At 41.8% G+C, this 22,309-nt stretch carries 13 protein-coding genes and 1 tRNA gene; 10 read left to right on the forward strand and 4 right to left on the reverse strand.

All coding sequences use genetic code 11. The features are described from left to right. Positions 1–171: 171 nt before the first annotated feature. Positions 172–244 (reverse strand) — tRNA-Lys (locus tag I2I33_RS12485). A gap of 219 nt (positions 245–463) precedes the next feature. On the opposite strand from I2I33_RS12485, the gene I2I33_RS12490 reads away from it, so the two are divergent. From I2I33_RS12490 to I2I33_RS12500, 3 genes are all read left to right on the forward strand, one after another. Further along, entirely contained in the window at positions 464–1,852 is a 1,389-nt protein-coding gene (locus I2I33_RS12490) for a S41 family peptidase (RefSeq protein ID WP_140402619.1), read from the forward strand. A 74-nt stretch (positions 1,853–1,926) separates the two neighbouring features. Then, entirely contained in the window at positions 1,927–2,475 is a 549-nt protein-coding gene (locus I2I33_RS12495) for a ComEA family DNA-binding protein (protein ID WP_087422280.1), read from the forward strand. A gap of 99 nt (positions 2,476–2,574) precedes the next feature. Beyond that, entirely contained in the window at positions 2,575–5,079 is a 2,505-nt protein-coding gene (locus I2I33_RS12500) for an AsmA family protein (RefSeq protein WP_087422281.1), read from the forward strand. 51 nt (positions 5,080–5,130) lie between these two features. On the opposite strand, the gene I2I33_RS12505 is transcribed toward I2I33_RS12500, so the two are convergent. Genes I2I33_RS12505 through I2I33_RS12515 form a run of 3 tightly spaced genes read right to left on the reverse strand, consistent with a single transcriptional unit; the run spans position 5,131 to position 8,967 of the window. After that, complete coding sequence (locus tag I2I33_RS12505; RefSeq protein WP_087422282.1) at positions 5,131–5,811, reverse strand: tyrosine-protein phosphatase; 681 nt, start codon at positions 5,809–5,811, stop codon at positions 5,131–5,133. Positions 5,812–5,813: 2 nt separating this feature from the next. Next, on the reverse strand, positions 5,814–8,147 hold the full coding sequence (locus I2I33_RS12510; protein ID WP_087422283.1) for a GumC family protein: 2,334 nt from the start codon (positions 8,145–8,147) through the stop codon (positions 5,814–5,816). Between the two features lie 52 nt (positions 8,148–8,199). Further along, positions 8,200–8,967, reverse strand: coding sequence for a polysaccharide biosynthesis/export family protein (locus I2I33_RS12515; RefSeq protein ID WP_087422284.1), 768 nt, complete (start codon positions 8,965–8,967; stop codon positions 8,200–8,202). Positions 8,968–9,069: 102 nt separating this feature from the next. Here I2I33_RS12515 and I2I33_RS12520 point away from each other — a divergent pair, with 102 nt between their 5' ends. The 7 genes from I2I33_RS12520 to I2I33_RS12550 all read left to right on the forward strand — a co-directional run bounded on the left by I2I33_RS12520 (position 9,070) and on the right by I2I33_RS12550 (position 22,276). After that, positions 9,070–9,540, forward strand: a complete 471-nt coding sequence (locus I2I33_RS12520; protein WP_027202992.1) for an RNA polymerase sigma factor — start codon at positions 9,070–9,072, stop codon at positions 9,538–9,540. Positions 9,541–9,633: 93 nt separating this feature from the next. After that, positions 9,634–12,417: an ATP-binding protein gene (locus I2I33_RS12525; protein ID WP_239428334.1), complete on the forward strand. Its 2,784-nt coding sequence runs from the start codon at positions 9,634–9,636 to the stop codon at positions 12,415–12,417. Between the two features lie 96 nt (positions 12,418–12,513). Beyond that, the gene (locus I2I33_RS12530; RefSeq protein WP_087422290.1) at positions 12,514–13,635 is read left to right on the forward strand and encodes a FecR family protein; all 1,122 of its coding nucleotides are present in this window, start codon (positions 12,514–12,516) and stop codon (positions 13,633–13,635) included. A gap of 77 nt (positions 13,636–13,712) precedes the next feature. Beyond that, entirely contained in the window at positions 13,713–17,318 is a 3,606-nt protein-coding gene (locus I2I33_RS12535; protein ID WP_087422289.1) for a SusC/RagA family TonB-linked outer membrane protein, read from the forward strand. Between the two features lie 10 nt (positions 17,319–17,328). Next, a complete protein-coding gene (locus I2I33_RS12540) occupies positions 17,329–18,771 on the forward strand; it encodes a RagB/SusD family nutrient uptake outer membrane protein (protein WP_087422288.1) in 1,443 nt (480 codons plus the stop codon). A 10-nt stretch (positions 18,772–18,781) separates the two neighbouring features. After that, positions 18,782–19,675, forward strand: coding sequence for a hypothetical protein (locus tag I2I33_RS12545; RefSeq protein ID WP_140402620.1), 894 nt, complete (start codon positions 18,782–18,784; stop codon positions 19,673–19,675). Between the two features lie 48 nt (positions 19,676–19,723). Further along, positions 19,724–22,276 (forward strand): zinc-dependent metalloprotease, encoded by a 2,553-nt coding sequence (locus tag I2I33_RS12550; protein ID WP_087422286.1) that lies wholly within the window; start codon positions 19,724–19,726, stop codon positions 22,274–22,276. Positions 22,277–22,309: the final 33 nt, after the last annotated feature.

Consider the following 22,309-nt stretch of genomic DNA (forward strand, 5'->3'; position numbering starts at 1 on the left):
TCCATAATTATCCATTTTTGAAAATTGCATTACAAAAATAATCAATTCGGAATTTACACACTTTTTGAAACACTATCTCCAATTTGATCATGTTTCAAAAAAGTATCACTCACGAAACCTGTATTACAACAAAAAAAAGAGACTAAAAATCAATAATTTAGTCTCTTTTCGTGATCCAGCTGGGACTCGAACCCAGGACCCCAACATTAAAAGTGTTGTGCTCTACCGGCTGAGCTACTGAATCCTTCAATTGTGTTTCTCAATTGCGGTTGCAAAGGTATATCTTTTTGTTTCTCTCACAAATTTATTTCGATTTTTTTTCACGCATTTTTTTCATGAAAAGAGTAAAAACTTCATTATGATTTAATTGAGTTTCCCGTTTCCTCGCCATAAATTCGGACAAAAGATAGGAATTGTCGGTATATTTTACTTATTTTACCAAACAATCACAAAAAAATCATTCATGAACACATCAAAAATTCTATTTTCTTTATTCCTTGTGCTATCTCTTTTAGTTTCCTGTGAAAAAGACAACAATCACTCGGAAGACAATGAATTAGCCACACGGATGAATCAATTCATTCAGAACAATTTATCTACATTCTACTTGTGGTATGACGAGATTCCGGACATTAAACCGGAATCAGAAAAAGACCCGAAAGAATATTTCAAGGCCCTCCTTTCCTCCAAAGACAAATGGTCCCTGATCACTGATGATGCCAACGGACTTCTAGAAGAAATGGCAGGAACAGGGGAAACTTACGGTTACGGGCTTGCTTACGGACGATTCAATAACAGCGACAAATGTTTTGCCATCGTCCAATACGTTTATCCCGGTTCTCCGGCTGCCGAAAAATTGAAACGAGGAGACATTATCTTAGAATTGAACTCGCAAAGCTTTACAGAAAGCGACCTCAGCAAACTTACCAATCCCGGGACCCTCAACTTGGGAGTGGGAAAACAAGAAGGGAATGTCATAGCTCCTTCGGGAAAGACTGTCACCATCACTTCCCGGAAAATGGATGCAGACCCCGTTCTTATAACCAAACTCTTCGAACGGGGAAACCACAAAATCGGCTACCTCATGTACACCAATTTCACGAAAACGTTCAATACTAGCATTGTAAAAGCCTTCAACGAATTTAAGGAAGCCGGGATTACCGATCTTATACTCGACCTCAGGTACAACCACGGAGGTGACGATGACGCCTCCACATTCCTATGCAGCGCGATTGTTCCCAAAGAAAAAGCCGTGGTAGGTACACTTCTCTCCAAAGAAACATGGAATTCGCCCTGCCAAAAAATATTCGAAAGTGATTCCCAATACGAAAACTTACTTAACAGGTTCTTCGTGGAAACCAATTGCAATCTGGATTTACCCTCCCAGAAAGTATATATCTTAACCTCTGGCGAGACTGTTTCTGCCTCCGAGTACACGATTGCCTGCCTTAAAGCATTTATGGATGTCGAACTCGTGGGAACAAAGACTTACGGAAAATACGTCACCATGTACGCTTTCTCCCCGCAATATGAAGAAAATGGGAAATTAGTGGCAGATAAAGAACTGGCCAACTGGTTAATATTTCCGGTATGCTCCCGATTCACCAATATCGACGGGTATCCCAACTCCTTGGAAGGCATGACACCTCAACACGAGGTTAAAGAGGATCTTTTCAACGGTATTCAACTTGGCGATGAAAACGAACCCTTACTGGCAGAGGCCCTATCCCTCATTTCCGGAACACGGCGAATGCAAGTAAAAGGCAGAAGCATTGAAACATCTCCTGTATTTAATATGCTCCCAAAAGCATTTAATGACATCAAAAGCAATCGGATAATTCACGTAAAATAATCAAATCAATATAGTAACTATTTAGTAAAATATTCATAACTTGTGATGGCGTTTATACAGCTAATATCACAACCATGTTTATCAGAAAATCGGAGAAAAAAGGAATCATAACATTGGGCATTCTTACCATGGCATTATTCGTGCTACCACGAACCATTCACAAGAGTGAATACCCGGTCTTCCTGATTCCCTATTCCCGACTTTCTGATACGACACAAACCGTCTCCCCAAACCCTCTTGTAATCGAACTCAATTCCGCCGACAGCACGGCATTGGTCAGTATCCGGGGCATTGGCCCATACTACGCCAGCAAAATCCTGCGTTACCGGGAACAACTGGGCGGTTTTCACACCACCCGTCAACTCAAAGAAATTAAATTTCAATACCTGAACATAGATTCATTACTTCCCCATTTCTCCGTGAATCCCGCGCTAATCCGAAAAAAGGAACTGGACACCATGAGTTTTAAAAGCGTTTTACATCACCCCTATCTAGTGTACGAAGATGTTCAACTCATCTTCAACGCCAAACGAAAATTCGGTAAGATTGACTATTCTACCTTGGAATCCCAAAATATTTTACCATTATTTAAACTCAAAAAAATAAAACCTTACTTCAAATAATTTTGTATAACTTTGTATAGAACAATACATGATAGCTTGTCGTAAATAATTTACAACACTGTCATTTACAACGCAAACAACACACATAACTTATAGCGTATGAAAAAAGTATTTATAACACTAGCAATTATTATCGTGCTAATTATTGTCACACTGATGGTTATACCCGTCTTTTTCAAAAGTGACATCCTACGATTAATCGAGGAGAAATCCTCAAAATACATCCAGGCCGAACTGGCTATCGGGGACGTACATCTGAGCATGTTCAAGAACTTCCCGAACCTAAGCGTATCCTTGGATAACGTGGTCATTTCCAAGGAAGAAACGAACACTCGGGACACTTTAATCAATATTCCTCTTTTCGAGGCATCCGTAAATTTACGTTCCTTAATTTCCGGTAAAGAAATCATAATCAATAACATTTTATTAAAAGATTGTGATTTTATGCCCAAAGTCAATGCCGAAGGAAAAGCCAACTGGGACATCATGGTTCCTTCCGACACGACAGAGGTGAAAACAGAAGAAACTCCCGTGGAAACCACGGAAGAGTCCGGTTCGGAAACTGCCATCGCTTTCAACAACATCGAAGTGCGTAACCTGATGTTAAACTACCAAGACGAACAAGCACAGACATTTGCCCGGGTTGATGCCGTGAACATGGCCTTACAAGGAAATTTTTCCGAAACCAACACCATACTAAACGTGTTATTGGAACTCAAAAACATATATTTGCGTCAAGGTAAGAGTGTGTGGGTAAACAACACTGATTTCAACTGGCAAGCCGAAATCGGTGCCAACTTGAAAGAACTCCAATTCGATATCAAGAAAAATGATATGTCATTGAATGACTTGAAACTGGATTTAACCGGAAGCATTGATATTGATGACGACAAATACACGATGGACTTGAATCTGAACGCACCCGACACGAAATTCGAAAGCCTGTTAGCGCTAATTCCCAAAGATTTCCAGAAAGAAATCGAGGGGGTCAAAACTTCCGGAGAATTCCAACTCAGCCTATCCGCGAAAGGGGAATATTACGAGAATCATCTTCCCGCTTTTGACTTGCGTTTCAACATTCTGAACGCAAACCTGAAGTACCCGGACCTTCCCGAATCGGTTGAAAAAATCAATCTGAAACTGGCAGTAACCAACCCCGGCGGAACTATCGCGCAAACCAAGGCAGATTTAAGTACTTTGACCTTCACGGTTGCCAACAACCCGTTCAGCATGAACCTGCTTGTGGTCAATCCGGACGACCCGACATTAAAGGGCGACATGAAAGGCGTTATCAACTTCGAGAGTTTGAAAAAAGCCTTACCGTTAAAAGACATCACATTAAACGGTATCTTAACAACTGACCTTTCCTTTGACGGGAAGTACCAATATATCGAGAAAGAACAATACGAAAAGTTCACGGCAAACGGTAAGATTGCCCTGCAAAACGTGTTGTTCAAGAACGCGGACTTCCCTGCCGGAATTTCTGTTCCCTCCGGAGAGGTAACCATCACACCCGCCCGGCTGAACTTGAAAGATTTGAAAGTAAAAATCAACTCTTCAGACTTCGCCCTAGCCGGCTATCTAGCCAACTACCTGCCTTACGTGTTCAAGGATCAGACCTTAAAAGGTAACTTCACCTTGAATTCCAACAAAATCGACTTGAATGAATTCATGGCAAACATGACGACCTCAGAGGCCGACACGACACAGGCTGCAACAACACAAAGTTCGGCCCCGGCAGAAGAAACATCAAGTGTACTGGCTATTCCGAAAAACATAGAACTGGCCTTCGGCACGAACATCAAAGAAATTTTGTTCGATAGTCTCGTGATAAACTCCGTCAAAGGAAACATCGAAACATCCGGTGGTATCGCCACGCTAAAGAATCTGAGCATGGATATGCTGAACGGGAACCTGATCATGAACGGGGCCTACAACACGGCAAACCCGGCCAAGCCTTCCGTAGACTTGAATTTACGGGTTACCGACATTGACATTCACTCGGCATACAACGCCTTCTCGTTCATCAAACAAAGCCTGCCGATTGCCATGAACTGCAATGGTAAAATATCTGCTGCCATGAAATTTAGCTCGGATCTGGACAAAGAAATGAGCCCGATCATGACAACGGCCAATGGTGGCGGTAGCCTCTCAACCAAGGGATTTGTCCTGAATGATAATCCGGCCATGACCCAACTGGCCAGCCTGTTGAAAAATGACGAGTTAAGCCGTTTAAGTATTTCCAACTTGAAAATAGACTTCAAGATTGAACAAGGAAATATTATCGTAGAACCGTTTACCACGAATATCGCAGGTAACCCGACCACCTTCTCCGGTAGCCAAACCGTTGATGGCAAAATGGATTACACGATGTCCATGAACATTGCCCGGAAATACTTCGGGAAAGACATTGACAACGTGTTGAAAGCCATCCCCGGAGCCAACAACATTCAATCACTGGACGTTGATGTCAAACTTGGTGGTACTCTGGATAAACCGACAATTACCCCCGATTTGTCTAAAGCATTGAAGAAAATAGAAAAAGAAGCCGGTAAAGAATTAAAAAATAACCTCTTGAAAGGCTTGGATAAACTATTCAAATAAAAGAAACGGAGGAGCGTAAAAAACATTCAAAAAAAGCAATTCTAAAAAGAATTACCACGCTCCTCCTATATATTTTTCCATCAATATCTCTTGCTGCAAGCAATGGATATCCCCGGCATAATAATCGGCCAAAGCGGCATCACACAATTTTCGGGCTCCCATCATAGCCTCTTTGCCATAGAATCCTGCAAATGAAAGTATATTCACCTGCACCTTTCCACCTTTTTCTTTAAACCGCTCACAATACCGGACAATATCCTTCGCGTAAAACGGATACCGTTCCGGATGCGCCAGCACAGGACAAAATCCCCGTCCCTGCAAACCAAATAATATATCATCCACGTAATTAGATGGCCCGACAAAACTATGTTCAACCAACACTTCCCCCCGGTTCGATGCCATGATTTCTCCCCTTTCCAACACCTCCAGCATAAACTCCCCCATCCGGTATTCCGCCCCGGAATCCACCTCAACACGCACCCCCTCTTCCCGCAAGCGGGACTTCAACACGAACAACATACTCTCCACATCTTTCGGTGTATTTATCATAGCCGGGTAAGCCACGTGGGGCGTACACGTCAATCGTTTCAATCCCACCCGTTCCATTCGTTTCACGATCATCACGGCCTCATCCATCGTCTTCACCCCATCATCCAAACCGGGTAAAACATGAGCATGTATATCATTTTCATACTCGAAAAAATATCGTTTACGTCTATTAAAAAACAACATGATCAAGAAGTTTTACGATCTTTATTCCCGTTACCGTAACCGTATTGATAGCCGTATACATAACCGTATCCGTACCCGCCCGATTCAACCTTTACCCCGTTGAGAACAACCCCTAAATCCGATAGACGCTTATCTTTTTCCAGCTCGGATAAAAGTCTTAACGATTCCTTCCTCAATACATTAGCCCGCACCACGTAAACACAGGCATCCGCCAACTTACTCAAAGTAAAACCTTCTGCCAGCACACCCAGAGGCGGTGTATCCAGAATAATACAAGAATACTTCCCTCTCAGATACTCCAACAACTCCTGCATCCGTGGACTAGCTATCAATTGTACCGGATTAGGCGGTATAACTCCCCCGAACAAAACGTGTAACTCCTCGTTAACCCGCCAGATTAACTGCTCCGGAGTATCACACAATCCCGCCAAATAGGCAGACAATCCCTCCTGTCGATCGAAATCAAGAAAATTATGCAAACTGGGATTCCGCAAGTCACACCCGACAACAATCACTCGCCTCCCTGCCTTGGCATACGCGTTGGCCAGATGAGTTGCAACCATAGATTTTCCTTCTCCGGGAATGGTAGAGGTCACCATAATCACCGGGGACTTTTGTTGTTTAAGGATATAATTCAATTTCTCCCGGATCAACTGCATCGATTCCGATTGAATAAAATCCTCTTCTCCAACCTTTACCTTTCCACTCCCGACCTCCGGGAAGGTTCCCAGCAAAGGCAAACGAACCACTCGTTCGAGATCCTCAACACTCCTCACTTTCGAATCCAACATATCCATTCCCAGAATAATCCCCACGGGTATACACACGCCCAACATACACCCCAATAACAAAATCAACGATTTCTTCGGGCTTACAGGCCCCTCTCCCGCATCAGGATCTTCGATAATCTTCGCTGTCGGCACATAAACCAGTTTCGCAATTTCCGCCTCTTCCCGCTTTTGCATCAGAAAAAGAAACAAATTCTCCTTCAACTCCTGCTGGCGGGCTATTGCCCGGTATTGTTTCTCCTGCGTGGGTACCGAAGTCAATCGTTCGTCCACCGAAAGACTTTCCCGTTCCAACCCTTTAATCTTTATAATCAATCCCTTTTCCACGTTTCCGATGGCCTCCCGGATACTACTCTTCACCCCTCGCAACTGCATATCCAACCCCGTCACGATCGGGTTATTCTCCCGGGCACTCAACAATAATTTCTCGCGTCGTAATATCATTTCGTTGTAACGGGAAAGAGCGTTATTCAACCCGTCGTCCGTCAACCCCATATTCTCCGGTAGCAACGAGAACTCCCCATCCTCGTTCTTTTCCGTCAGCAATCGAATACTTCGCACCACGTCCAACTCCGTTTGAGCCTTTAGTAACTCCGTTCCGGCCAGCTTTTTCCTTTCCATGGCAAAAGCCGCATCAGAAGTCAGATCCGTCAGTTTATTCGTGCGCTTAAAACGTTCGGCATCATTCTCAATTGTCCCCAATTCCCCGTTTATTACCTGCAAGCGAGCATTAATAAACTCCACCGTCTTAGCCGAAACCTGTTGTTTATCCGTCACCCCGTTCTGGTTATAGCGATCCACCAAAGCGTGTATCAACTCAACTCCCCGCCCCGGAATCGGATCTTTCAACATAATTCGCACGGCATTCGTATTTTTTTCCAGCGGTATGATACTCAAATTTTTATAAAAAACCTTCGTGGCCGTTTCGTATGAATCCAAGTTAATCCGGACTTCCCATAATTCACTCCCCATGTAGTCCGCATTCTTTTCCACGGAGATACAATAATCCCCCATGGAAATACTCTCCGAGAAATGCCCTCGCCGGATCACCTCTCCCTTCGGATCGGTCACGACAATCTCGTCATTTGCAGCCAAAAGAACATACAGACAAGTATCCTTTATACCCTCCGGGTGATCAACCAATATCTTCACGGGAGAATCATTATAAAGTTCATGATCCCGGAAAAAACATTCTTGAGTATAACGTATATTTAACTCCAAATCCCGAACCACCTCCCGCATCAAATTCTTCGACTGCAATTCCACCATCTCGTTCTCCACGTACACGTCCCCCGCCCGGAACAACCCCAACTCCTTCATCATCACGTTCGTTCCCAACTCACCCTTTTTCGTGTCACTAATCATCACCTTCCCGTGAATATCATACACCGGAGTACTGATTAAGCAATAAAACAGTGCCGCCGCCAGACACAGCGGCACCGAGATGATAAACCAACGCCACCGGACTAGAATCTTATAAAACAACTTACCCAAGTCAATGACATCTTCCTGATCAGACAGTGTTTCTCTACTAACATTCTCGTTCATAAAATGGTTATTTTATAGATTCATAAATAGTTGCAACCAGCTCTTCCGGTCATCATCTTAATATTAAAGCCAACACGGCCACGAAAGTGGATACACTTGATAATATATAAGGCAGGAAAGTTCCCGCGTTACCTCCCACGATACGTCCACGACTCGGTTCAACATACACCACGTCATTTTGCTGCAAATAGAAAAACGGGGAATGTAACAACTCACTCGAAGTTAGATCGACACGGGAAAACACCTTTTCATTCCCATCCTCCCGCATCACCAGAACATTCTTTCTCTTGGCATTAATCTGTAAATCACCCGCCATTCCCAAGGCATCAAGAATAGAGATTCGCTCGCTGTTCACCTTGTAGCTCCCGGGATTACGCACCTCTCCCAAAACCGTCACCTTGAAATTCAGGAATTGAATCGTCACGATCGGGTTCTTCAAATAACCGGACAACTTCTCCTTCAACAGGTCTGCCAATTCATTACGAGAGATACCGTCCACCTGCAACTTACCTAAAACAGGAAAATCAACATATCCCTCTTTATCAACTAAATATCCCAAGGCTGCTTGCTGGTTCCCCGAAGTGACCTCTTTCCCTAAACCGATCATCGGGGTATTGAATGGTAAAGCTGCCTCAATGTCATCACACGACACGATAATCGACAATAAATCATCAACGTGAATCACGGTTCGATACTCACATGCCGCCTTAACTCGTTTATCCACTTTAATATCCTGTAAATAAACGACCTTTTTACTGGATGCACATCCGAGAATGCACATTCCACACACCCAAACAATAAATAGCTTATAAACAGACATATACACCTCTCTTTTTATACATTCACGCTATCAAAAAACCAAGGTTTAATCCTGTTTTGAAATTATGTGAGAAAACGGGGGATTTCGTAGGGATCGGCATTTATGACGGAAGAGAAAGAGAAGATTATTGCTCGACTATATTGCAAGTTGAGGCATGAATTGCGTGTTTATGCTGCTCGCTATTGTCCTGATGAGGCAGAGGATATAGTACATCAGGCTTTCGTGAACGGTTATAACAAGATCGTGGAAGAACGAAATGAATCGGAACAGCGTTCCTATCTTTATTCCACGGTAAAAAATTTGTGTCTGAATTTTATTCGTAATTCTCGTCCGGTATACATGGATTTATCCCCCGAGCTGATGACCGAGTTTGTTGTCGTGGATACTCATGATTATATGTACGAACTGATCGGTCGCTTACCGCGAAAAGAGCGTTGTATTTTAGAATTAGCCTTACAAGGATATGACACGAAGGAAATCGCAGAACAAATTGGCATGGAGTATAATACCGTGCGGCATTACAAGAAAGAGGCTTACGCTAAAATACGAGAGGCATTGAAAAACGAGATTTAATGTCCTGTTTTATTTTGAAAAGGGGGCCGGAGTGAAGGATATTTTACTATTTTTGTGGGATTAGGCGTTGAATATAATCAAATTTGTAAGGTCGTGGATAATAATGGTCGGTTCAATAGTGGACGTGTTCAAGATTTATTGAATAAGGCACGAATGGGTTGGTGGGAAGCTGATTTCTCTAAAAAGCAGTATGTCTGTTCTGATTTTCTTCGAGAATTGTTAGACTTGGGCGAAGATGGGATAATCAGTTTTGTTGATTTTCGTAAGTTGATCCGGGAGAATTATCGTTTGCGAACGGTGAACGAATTTCGTTTTGGAAAAACCCAGAATATATATGACCAGATTTACCCGATCGAGGTGAGAGGAAAAATCGTGTGGGTACGAGTGAAATTGTGTTCCAAGGAGGTGAATGCCGAGGGGAATATGAAAACCTGTGGTTTCATGGAGTGTCTTGATGTCCCGGAGAATATGGATACGGAGGAAACGGCGATGGAACGTGTGAACAATTTGTTTGCCCAGCAAAATAGTATCTCTCGCTCGTTGCTTTCATTGCTTCGTTCCGGGGATATGAGCAGTGTTATCAATAAGATTTTGGGTGATATTATGCAGCATTATCCGGAGGGGTGTACCTATATTATAGAGTACGATTGGGAAAATCGCACGCAGACGTGTCGTTACGAGGCGGGAAATTACAAGTCTTTTAAGAAAAAGAATTACATGGAGAAGTTCCCGATGAGTAATATTCCCTGGTGGACGAAACAGTTGGCCGGGAATGCGTCCCCGATTATTTTTGCCAGCTTGGACGAGTTACCGGAAGAGGCAAGCGAGGAAAAAAGGCGTCTGACGGAGCAAGGGGTGAAATCGCTTATTGTTATCCCGATGTTTTCAAAAGACGGCGTGTCCGGGTATGCCGGTATCGACATTTTGGATAAGCCTCACGTGTGGAAAAATGAGGATTACCAGTGGTTTGCCTCGATGGTGAATATTATCAGTATTTGCATGGAACTCCGGAAGTCGGAGGATAAGGCACAGGAAGAGAAAAAGTTCTTGGCTGATTTGTTTAAACATATGCCGGTGGGGTATGTGCGGATGAAATTGTTTTATGACGAGGATGGACACGTGAAGGATTATTATTTCATGGATTCGAACACGATGGCTCAGATTCTTTACAACACGAGAGGGAATAGTTGGACCGGGAAATATGCTAGTAAAGTTGATCCGCATTTTGTGGAACGGCTGCCTGATCTGGAACGGGTGATGCGAAGCGGGGTTGTACGGGATATAAATTATCATCTGGAAGAGAAAAATAAATATTTCCATGCCGTGATGTATTCTCCTTGCAAGGATGAAGTCGTGTTGATGTTTTCGGATATGACCGATACCTTCTCAGCCCACGAGGCGTTGGACCGGAGTGAACGTTTGCTGCGTAATATATATCAGAATATCCCGGTCGGGATAGAGTTGTATGATAAAGACGGGTATCTTGTCGATTTGAATGATAAAGATCTTGAGATGTTCGGGTTGGTTAGGAAAGAGGATGTTTTGGGAATTAATATGTTTGAAAATCATCTTATACCGGAGGGGATGAGGGAAAGGATGAAGAGAAGAGAGGATGTGAGTTTTTCTCTGGTGTATGATTTTTCGAAATTGAATGGTCTTTATGTTTCTAAGAAGACGGGAAGGTTGAATTTGTTGACGAAGGTAACGACGTTGTATGATGCACAAAATAATTTGATCAATTATTTGTTGATCAGTCTGGACCGGACGGAAGCCACGGAGGCGTATAACCAGATTCAGGAGTTCAAGGATTTTTTCACGTTGGTGGGCGATTATGCCCAGGTCGGGTATGCGCATTTTAACGCCTTGACTCGTAACGGGTACGGTCTGGATAGTTGGTATAAGAATGTGGGAGAAGAAATCGGGACGCCTCTACCGCAGATTATCGGGGTACACTCGCATTTTCACCCGGAGGATCGGGCTATGATGCTTGCCTTTTTGTCAGATGTAATTGCCGGGAAGCGGACGCATTTACGGAATGATATGCGAATCCGACGGGCTGATGGGCATTACACGTGGACGCGGGTGAACGTGCTGGTGAGGGATTATCGCCCGCAGGAAGGAATGATCGAGATGATTTGTATTAATTATGATATTACAGAATTGAAGGAGACCGAGGCGAAGTTGATCAAAGCGAAGGATAAGGCGGAGGAATCGGATCGTTTAAAGTCGGCGTTTTTGGCGAATATGAGTCATGAGATTCGGACTCCGTTGAATGCGATTGTAGGTTTTTCCAATTTATTGGCTTATGCCCAAGAGGAAAGTGAGCGTGCGCAATATATCGGTATCGTGGAGGAGAATAATGAATTGTTGTTGCAGTTAATTTCGGATATTCTGGATTTATCAAAAATCGAGGCGGGGACTTTTGAATTCGTGTATGATCGGGTGGACGTGCGCCAGTTGTGCGAGGATGTCGTGACTTCACTCCGGGTGAAAGTTCCAGCCGGGGTTGATTTGTGTATAGCTCCCAATTTGCCGGAATGCTGGGTGTACAGTGATAAGAATCGGTTACGGCAGGTTATTTCCAATTTTGTGAATAATGCTTTCAAGTTTACGACTTCCGGGGAAATTGCCGTGGGGTATACGTTGAGAGATGGAGAGGTTGAAATATCAGTGACGGATACGGGCGTGGGCATCGAAGAAGAAAAGCAGAAACAGATTTTTGACCGTTTTGTGAAATTGAATAGTTTTGCTCATGGAACAGGTTTAGGATTATCTATTTGCAAGAGTATCGTGGAACAGGTGGGAGGTCGCATTGGGGTTAATTCTGAACTGGGGAAGGGTTCTCGCTTTTGGTTCACACATTCACTGGGTAGATAATATTTGTATACAATATGATTGTTAATGTAAGTTAAATATAAATTTTCTTTCATACATTTTTGTTGTTCATGTGTAACATGGATATAAGACAAAAAGATGATGAAGGAACTACATAAATTAATCACGAAGGACATCTTTGCTTGCTTGTCGGAAGAGGATGCCGCGAGGTTACGAGAGTTGCGTGCCGAGCTGCATATTGATGATGAGGCATACAGGGAAATGAAAAAGATGATCACCAGCCGGGAGGTTCACGAACGGATCATGGAGGTAAGGAAAAAGCCGAGCCGGATGATAAAGATGATGCGTTACGCGGCCATTCTGATTTTACCCGTGGCTGTTGCTGTCTATATCTTCATAAGTCAAGGAAATGTAATAAAGCCGGAAATAGTGGTACAAAATCAAGTCGAAGAAAAATTGCCTGTTCCGGTTCGTAAACAGGCCATGCTGGTTTTGGAAGACGGTTCTGTCTTGCAACTTCAGAGAGTGGAGGGTAAAAAAGAGGTTACCTCGAATGCCATCACAAATGGAAATGAGCTTGTTTATTCGAAGAAAGATTCTTCAGAGAATAACGTGGTGGTTGAGTATAATACCGTGGTGGTTCCGAAGGGTGGAGAGTATCACGTGATGTTGGCTGACGGAACAAAAATTTGGTTTAATGAAGAGACCCAATTGAGGTTTCCCGTAGATTTTGTTGGTGATAGCCGTGAAGTGTTTTTGAGCAAGGGCGAAATTTATTTGGAAGTGGCGAGAGATGAGAAACACCCTTTTATCGTACACACGGAGAATGGAGATATACAAGTGCTAGGGACGGAGTTTAACGTGAAGTGCCTGCCGGATAAAAAGGTGGCAACGACTTTGGTGAAGGGTAGCGTGCAAGTGAAAGGGAAGGATGCGGAAGTTGTGTTAAAACCTAATCAGCAAGCAGTTGTGGGTAACGTGATGAACGTGGTCTCGGTGACCGAGGTGGATGTTGAAGAAATTGTTTGCTGGAAGGATAACATGTTCTTTTTCCGGGACGTGGAATTGGAGAAAATTCTGGATCAATTGGCGGAATGGTATGGCTTTACGGTATTCTACGAGAATGCGGATGTAAAGCAGGAGAAATTTTTTGTCCGGGTAGATAAATATGCCGAAGTAAATAAAATCTTAGATGTGATTTCTGAAGTTGGTAATGTCAAATTTAAAATAAACGGAAAAATAGTAACAGTATATAAGTAAGGAAAGCGAGTGCTACGAACACTCGCTGTATCCTATGCCTGAAATGGCATAAGTGTTAAATTCTAATTTACAAATGTATGAAAAAAATGTTTGATTTCTGGGGAAGTCATATTAAAAAAATTCCCCATCAAGGATTGTCATGTCTTCTTATCTTGTGTTTGAGTTTACCGCTTTGTGCTCAGAATGAGGGTGGTAAAATAAACATTAGTATGAAGGATGCTAATGTAAAAGAGGTGTTAGAGGTATTGAAAAAGTATAACTATCGGTTGGCATATTCCACGGCAGTCATCGAAGCTTGTAAGAAAAAAGTAACCTTGGACATGAAAAGAGCTACTCCTGCACAAGTATTAGATGAAGTTTTTAAAGAGACGAATTTGGTATACAAGATCGAGGGTAATCTGATCACGATTAAAGAGGTGAAAAAGGATGAATTGATTGTTGTCCAAGGAGTAGTGAAGGATGAGAAAGGGGAACCTATTCCGGGAGTATCCGTCCTGATTAAAGGAACCGTGACTGGGACAGCGACGGATGACAAAGGAAACTTTCAGATGAAAGTAGCAAAAAATAGTGCATTGTTGTTTTCTTTTGTCGGAATGGAAACGAAAACTGTTTTCGTGGAATCAGAAAAACCTATATCAGTGGTTATGAAAGAAATGACAAATGAAATGGAGGAAGTGGTAATCACGGGGTATCAGAAGATCAACAAAAGAGAGTCGACTTCTTCAATCGTGTCATTAAAAGCTGAAGATATTATAGAACCTGTCGGAACATCTATTGACCAGATGTTACAGGGGAAAGTGCCGGGGATGTCCGTGATGCAAATGACGTCGACAGTTGGGGCGGCTCCGAAGATTCGTATTCGCGGTTCTTCAACGATTATCGGAAATCGGGAACCTGTATGGGTTTTGGACGGAGTGGTTTTGCAGGACCCGGTGCCCTTGGATGCCACAGAATTAAACAGTATGGATCAAGTAAATCTTATCGGTAATGCCATTTCTGGATTGAATCCGGAAGATATAGAGCGAATTGATGTGTTGAAGGATGCTTCTGCGACTGCACTTTATGGAACCAAGGCGGCTAATGGAGTGATCGTGATCACGACAAAAAGAGGAAAAAAAGGAGCTCCTGCTGTTCGTTACAGTAATTCAATGAGTTTTATTGAACGGCCGAGTTATGATGATTTATTTTTAATGAATTCCCAAGAAAGGATCGAGGTCTCTGAAGAAATTTATCGGAAAGGTTTACAATTTGTTGGGTATTCTCCGACGAATGCGGGGTTTGAAGGTGCATTATATCAATTACGCAATGGTTTGATTGATCAGGCACAATTCTCTCGTGAAGTACAAAAAATGAAAGAGATGAACACGGATTGGTTTGATTTGCTTTTCCGTAACTCTTTCAGTCATCAACATACTTTGTCCATTTCCGGGGCTAACGACCGGGTGGATTATTATTTCTCTGCGGGATATTCTAACCAACAAGGTTCTTCTTTGCAGGAACAATCAGAACGTTTTAGTTTTATGTCAAATCTAGGATTCAAGATTTCAGATAAATTCCGTGCCACGGTTATGTTAGGTGCAAACGTGACGACGACGGATCGCCCGACAGTGGATTTGTTCGAATATGCTTATACGACCTCTCGTGCTATTCCTGCCTATAATGAAGACGGGAGTTGGTTTTTCTATGATTGTGCCGAAGGGTATGCTGATATTTGGTATGATAGAATCCCGTTGGTGTATAACGTGTTTAACGAATTACATTATTCAGGATCAACTGATAAAATCAGTAGTATCAATACGAATATTAACTTAGATTATAAAATCGCTTCTTGGCTTTCTGCTAGTGCTGTTTTGTCCTATAATACAAGTTCAACGGAAAGTGAAACTTACTATGATGAGCGTACTTATGAAGTATCTGTTTATCGGGATCTTCCTTATGGGTATGATAGGAACCAGTTGGTGAACTTGTCTAATTATATGACGAATGTTTGTTTAATTCCCTATGGTGGAATCTTGAATACCAGTTCAAACGGGGCTGATTCATTTACGGCTCGTGTTTCCCTTAATATGAATAAATCCTTTAATGATGTGCATAGTGTGTCTTTTATGGCGGGGCTTGACATACAAAGTCAAAAATCAAAAGGATACTCGAAAGAAGAATGGGGATATTTACCGGAACGAGGGAAGAACTTCGTGTCTCTTGATAACCTGACTGATTGGCCCGCTGCTGCGTTGAGAATGGTACAAATGAAGCCTTCAATTACGGACGCCACGAGTAATAATATTGCTTATTACGGGTCATTCTCGTACGGCTATAAAGGAAAATACGTGATGAGTGCTAATATTCGCGGAGAAGGTTCTAATAAATTGGGAGAACAGGCTCGATTTTTGCCTATTTGGTCTGTTTCTGGACGTTGGAACGTGACGGATGAATTTTTTATGGACCCGTTTTTAGATGTCCTTTCAAGTTTAGCAATCCGTACTTCGTACGGTATTCAGGCAAACGTGACGGATGCTCATAACCCAAATATGATTATTTCTATCGGTTCACTGGATACAAAGTCCGAGGAATATGTGGCAACTCTTTCCTCTTTACCAAATGAGGGGTTGAAGTGGGAAAAAACGTATTCTTTTAATTTAGGAGTTGACTTTGATCTGTTTAAAGGAAAACTCTCCGGAGCTTTTGAGTATTTTTATAGGAAAAGTAAAGATCAATTACTTAATTTGCAAGTAACCAGTACGAATGGAGGGAAATCTGTTACAATAAATGGCGGAAACCTAACGAATAAAGGATGGGATTTAGCCTTGTCTGCGACTCCGATAAAAACGGAGAATTTTGAGTGGAGGGTGACTTTTAACACTAGTAAAGTGTATAACGAGGTTTCCACGACGGCAGATCAAAGCGTAACTTACGAGAATTATCTGAATGGTTCCCTTGTGAAAGACGGATTCGCCTTGAACTCGTTCTATTCTTATCGTTTTGCAGGTTTGGATGCTAAAGGTATTCCGACGTGGTACGGATTAGAAGACCACGATGAAAGTGGAAATGTTACAATTACTACTCAGGAACAAGCTTTTGCTTCAGCTATGGTTTATAGTGGTAAACGTGAACCGGATCTTTCCGGAGGGTTAAGTATGGGATTCCGTTATAAGAATTTGAGTATTAATTCTACGTTTACAATTCAATTGGGTAGTAAAATCAGATTGAATGATTTGTATGACGGGGATAATTTTAAATTGCCTTATCCAGGGCAAAATATGGGATCGGATTTTGTGAAACGTTGGAGAAATCCTGGTGATGAGAAATCCACGAATATACCGGCTTTAACAGATGAACTTTATACGATAAGCGGTGTGTACAGGGATATGGATAACCCGATTAATAAAACGGATATAATGAATAACGTTTCTTCAAATTACTGGCAGATGTATAATAATGCGGATATGCGTGTCGTTTCCGGTAACTTCATGCGTTGTAATTCTATCTCTTTGTCTTATACGTTTAATGGAGACTTCGTGAAGAAGTTATACCTTAAATCACTATCCATGAGTTTGGGCGTAACGAATCCTTTCGTTATCAAATCAAAAGGTTTACAAGGACGGGATCCTGAACAATTAACGATGGGATCGGGAACGATACCTCCTCAACAAACTTATTCTTTCACGATGAATGTAACCTTTTAATTAAGAAAAAATGAAACATATAATATTTTTAGTTAGCTTGATCCTGTTATTTGCTTCCTGTAATGATTTTCTTGATTACAAGGATAATGACAAGGTGATTCCGGAAGAACTGGACCAATATAGCGAATTAATCTTGGGGGAGCTGATCCAAAAATCGGTGGGGGCGACTTGTTATAATCTTTGGATCATGAGTGATGATTATAGTACTTCTGTACCTTCTTATATTGGCTCGACCAGTACGGATGAACGTATTGATTATCAAAGTTGGTATACGTGGGCAAGAGAAACACAGATAACCCCGGAAGGAGATGAAAAGATAGATCCTGCTTGGGAACATTTTTACCATAAAATATTGATGTGTAATATTATCGAAAAGGCTGTCAAGGAGTTCGAAGATGATCCGGAAGGGGTGAAATACCGTTTGTTGGGGGAAGTACAGGTAATTCGGGCAATGTCCTATTGGTACTTGGTAAATATGTACGGGGACCCTTATCGCAATGAAGAGCAGGCAAAGACGGCTATGGGGATACCGATTAACAAAGAAACGAGTATAAAAGATAAATTATACACGAGGTCTTCTTTACAGGAAGTCTACATCTTGATGGAAGGTGATCTTAAAGATGCCTTGCAAAATTTGGAGAAAGGAGAACAGAAAAACTCTATTTTCCGCCCAAATCCGGATGTGGTACGTTTATTCCTATCCCGAATTTATTTGGAACAGAGAAGATATGAGGATGTGATTACAATCTGTAACGAAGCTTTGAAGAAAACGACTAAAACGATTATTTCATTGAGTGATATGTTGACGTATAGTGATAGTGAAAAACCAATAATAAATAAAAATAGTAGTAGTTTGCTTTATTCTTGGTTGTCGCGAGAGGCTCAGCCAGCTTCTTCTATGAACAAATATCAACAGGGGTGTTATTGTCCTTCGGATGAATTACTAGGATTGTTTGCAGATGATGATGTACGTAATTATAGAGATGTACTTGTTGATTATTGGACCCCAACTAGAGTGATTAAATACAATGCGAATCATTCTGGATGTTATGATATGAACTATCGTGTGGAAGAGTTCTACTTCAATCGAGCTGAAGCTTATATTGAATCAGGGGAGTGGGAAACGGGAATGGGGGATTTGAATGAGGTTTATTCCCAACGTATTGAGGGGGGAAATGGCCAATTGAATGTAAGTAATGTAGATGATGCTCGGAAAAAATTGCGTGAGGAGAAACGTAAAGAATTTTGTTTCGAAGATATTCGTTGGTTTGATATTCGGCGTTGGGGACTGGCAATAGAGCATAAGTATTATAATTTTAGTATGGATGGAAGTTTTGTTACTTACCTGTTGGATGCGGAAAGTCCCAATTATGTGTTATCTATCCCGTTGGATGTTCAACGTCGTAATTTCGAGATAGAACAACCGCAACGAGTTGAAAGTAAAACCAAATAAATAAATGGCTATGAAAAAAATACTGATACCCTTATTGTGTGGATTATTACTCACTGCCTGTTTTGATGATGAAAATATTCATGCCGATTACGTGGAATACGGGAGAGCTTATGATACGACCTCTTCGGATCCTGTGTTAAAGTATATTTCCCAATATTATTACAAATATGGTAAGGTTTTAATCACGGACCCGGATACGGCGGATTATATGTTCAATTTCCAGATGAAGAATAAGGTTCGCATGGTGGAACCCCGGCAAGATCAAGAACATCTTGTGGAAGCGTTGACATTCTTGAAAGAATTATTCCTTGATGGGTATAATGACAAAGTAAAGAAAGAAGTTTTCCCGTATGCTATTATTATGGCAGATTCTATCTATGATTGGGGAAACGAAAAATATGTTAGTGAGTACACTGCATCCTCTTATGTAGCCTTTTTGGTAAATGACGAGATGTTGAGTAAAAATGAGGAAGAAAAGGTCGCTCTTTCTATGGAATGGAACAGTACTTTTTTGAATTATTGTATGGATAAGGTTGGGTGGACGGCTCCGGAAGAATTTTATCTTTATTCTGATGCAGAGTATGGAAAAAAGGAGAATTGGTTTATTACGGGAGTGGAAGAAGGAGATATAGATGCAGTTTGGGAGAGGGGATATCCAATTGGAAAATGGGATTGGAATTTTGATGAAAATTGGAATAGAGTTTACGGTTATTCAGTTTCTTCTTCTAGAGCTGGTTACTTGGAAAAATTCTTTGAATTTTTATTTACAACACCTCAAGAAACTATAAATAAAGCCATTCAAGATCATGAAAAACTAAAGAATGCCCATGATATATTAGATCAAGCCTTGAAAGATGACTTCGGAATAGATTATCGTACGATGATCTATAAAGCAAAAAAATAATATTATTTACTGCAAGAATGTTATGAAATAATTTTAAATGTGATTTGTATGAATAAAGTATTGTATATAATTATTTTACTGTGTTTTAGTGTTACTTGTGTAAATGCTTCAAATTCTTCTTGGGGAAAAAAGAAGAAAAAGAAGGCCGGAACGGAAAAGGTGGAATCGAGTGATTCCACCTCTAAGTCGGCTTCTACGAGCGAGTACGAGAAGTTTATGAAGGATGCGGTGGTAAAGAAGGGAATGTTTAACGTGATTAAGAAGAAGGATAAGATTTATTTGGAGATTCCGAAGGCGATTATGAGCCGGGATTTCTTGATTAGTTCGCGGGTTTCTTCCACGAGTCGTACGTGGCAGATTGATCCGGGAACGATCAATCGTGACCCTTTGCTGATAACATTCTCATGCGATGAGAATAAGGTGTATATTCATTTTCCTCATTTGGATTACGTGTGCAAAGAGTCGTCGGAAATGTACGAGGCTTACAAGAGACATAGTAACCCGCCGATTTGGAAAGCGTTTAAAATCGAGGTGATGTCAAAAGATTCTTCCAGTTGCGTGATTGATGCCACCCCGTTGTTTTTGTCTTCGATTGCTGAGTTTTCTCCATTCCCGAATCTTCCTGCCGAAGTACATACGATAATTCCGTTTGGAGGTTCTTTCCAAAGTGACCGTTCAAAGATTGAGGAATTCAAGGCTTTTGAAGATAATATTATCGTGAAGAGTATGATGACTTACACGACGGATAAAGAAGGTCCTTTGACCACGATAGAGGCTCGTAATATCATTATCTTGCCGGAGATCCCGATGGTTCCCCGTTATGCGGATGAACGGATTGGCTTTTTTGAAGAGTCTCGTAAATTATTTGACGAACATCATGATCGTTTACAACAATACGGGATTATCAATCGGTGGGATTTGCAACCGAAAGATATGGATAAGTACTTGGCTGGAGAGTTAGTAGAACCCGTGAAACCGATTGTTTGGTACGTGGACCCCGCGATTCCCGAGAAGTGGAGGAAATACGTGAAGTTGGGTATTGCTGACTGGAATATTGCTTTCGAGGCTATCGGTTTTAAGAACGCCATTGTCGTGAAAGATTACCCGACAGATGATCCGAATTTTGATCCGGATGATATTCATTATAATTGTTATCGTTTTGTAGCATCGACAAGAGAGAATTCAATGGGACCGTCGTGGATTGATCCCCGTTCAGGAGAAATTTTGTGTGGAGACGTGATTTCGTGGTACGGTGTGGTGACTTTGCTGAACAAGTGGAGAATGATCCAGACCGGGGCGGTAGATCCTTCCGTGCGTTGTCCCGTGATGACGGACGAGAATATGGGTGAAGCCATGCGTTACGTGGCGGCTCACGAGATCGGTCATACGTTAGGGTTAATGCATAATTTTGGAGCATCAGCGGCTTACCCGGTAGAGAAGTTGAGAGACCCGGAGTTTACTCAAAAATACGGGACTACCCCGTCGATCATGGATTACGCACGGTTTAACTACGTGGCACAGCCCGGAGATTTGGAGAAAGGTGTAAAGTTGACTCCTCCTCTGATTGGCGAGTATGATAAATTTGCTATTAAATACGGGTATCAGGTACTTCCGGACGTGAAGAGTGCGGATGATGAGAAAGAAATTTTGCGGGGATGGGTGAGAGAACAGATCGGAAATAAGATGTGTTTTTACGGGAAACAGGTGTTTCAATTTAATTTTGACCCTCGTTCCATGGCAGAGGATTTAGGGGATGATGTGGTGAAAGCAAATACTTATGGTCTTAAGAATTTGAAATATGTGGCGGCTAATTTTGTGGATTGGATGGCAGTAAATGATGAGGGGTACGCGGCTGTTGAAAGTACTTATAAGGAGATTATCGGTCAGTTCGTGCGGTTTATGGATCACGCAATGGTGAGTGTCGGGGGAATGTATATTAATCCGAAATATTATGGTGATCCGGAACCTCTTTACCAGTATGTTCCCAAGGCAAAACAGATCGCGGCGTTGAAGTTCGTGTTGAAGAATTTGAACGAGTTGCAGGACTGGATTATTAATGATAAGATTACCGCGATTATCGGCCCGACAGCCAAGCACTACGTGGCTCAAACGCAATTCTTCAACGAGATGTTGACCCGGGAGACGTTAGGGCGCTTGCAAATAAACGAGGTGGACGGAAAGAATGTATTCACGTTGGATGAATATCTGGGAATTATTTTTGACGAGATGTTTACCAAGAAAACCGGTAATCTGCAGTTGGCAGATATGGCTTTCCAGAATTCTTTCGTGGAAAATCTGACTGGGTACATGGATAAAGGTGAGTTCAAGAGTGCCGGGAGTAATTCGTTGAGAGAATGGTTGAACGAGACAACTTGTAGTTGTCATGCCTATTGCGAGTCTCATCATAGTTTTGATGCAGAGGATGCTCTTGGTGAAATTGTGTTATCTCCGAGAATTGACAAGTCAAACAAGCGTCCGATCGTGATGAAATATTTGCGAAAAACATACAACACGGCCAAAAGTCGGACGAATACAGGAAATGATAAAACACGTGAACATTATCGATTGTTAGTGTTAAAATTGAATTATTTATTCGATTAATTAATTTATAGAGATTTGTGTTTTTTTATCCCC

Origin of the sequence: Butyricimonas sp. BSD2780061689_150309_C8 (assembly GCF_015560935.1) — a bacterium.
Taxonomy (GTDB): Bacteria; Bacteroidota; Bacteroidia; order Bacteroidales; family Marinifilaceae; genus Butyricimonas; species Butyricimonas paravirosa.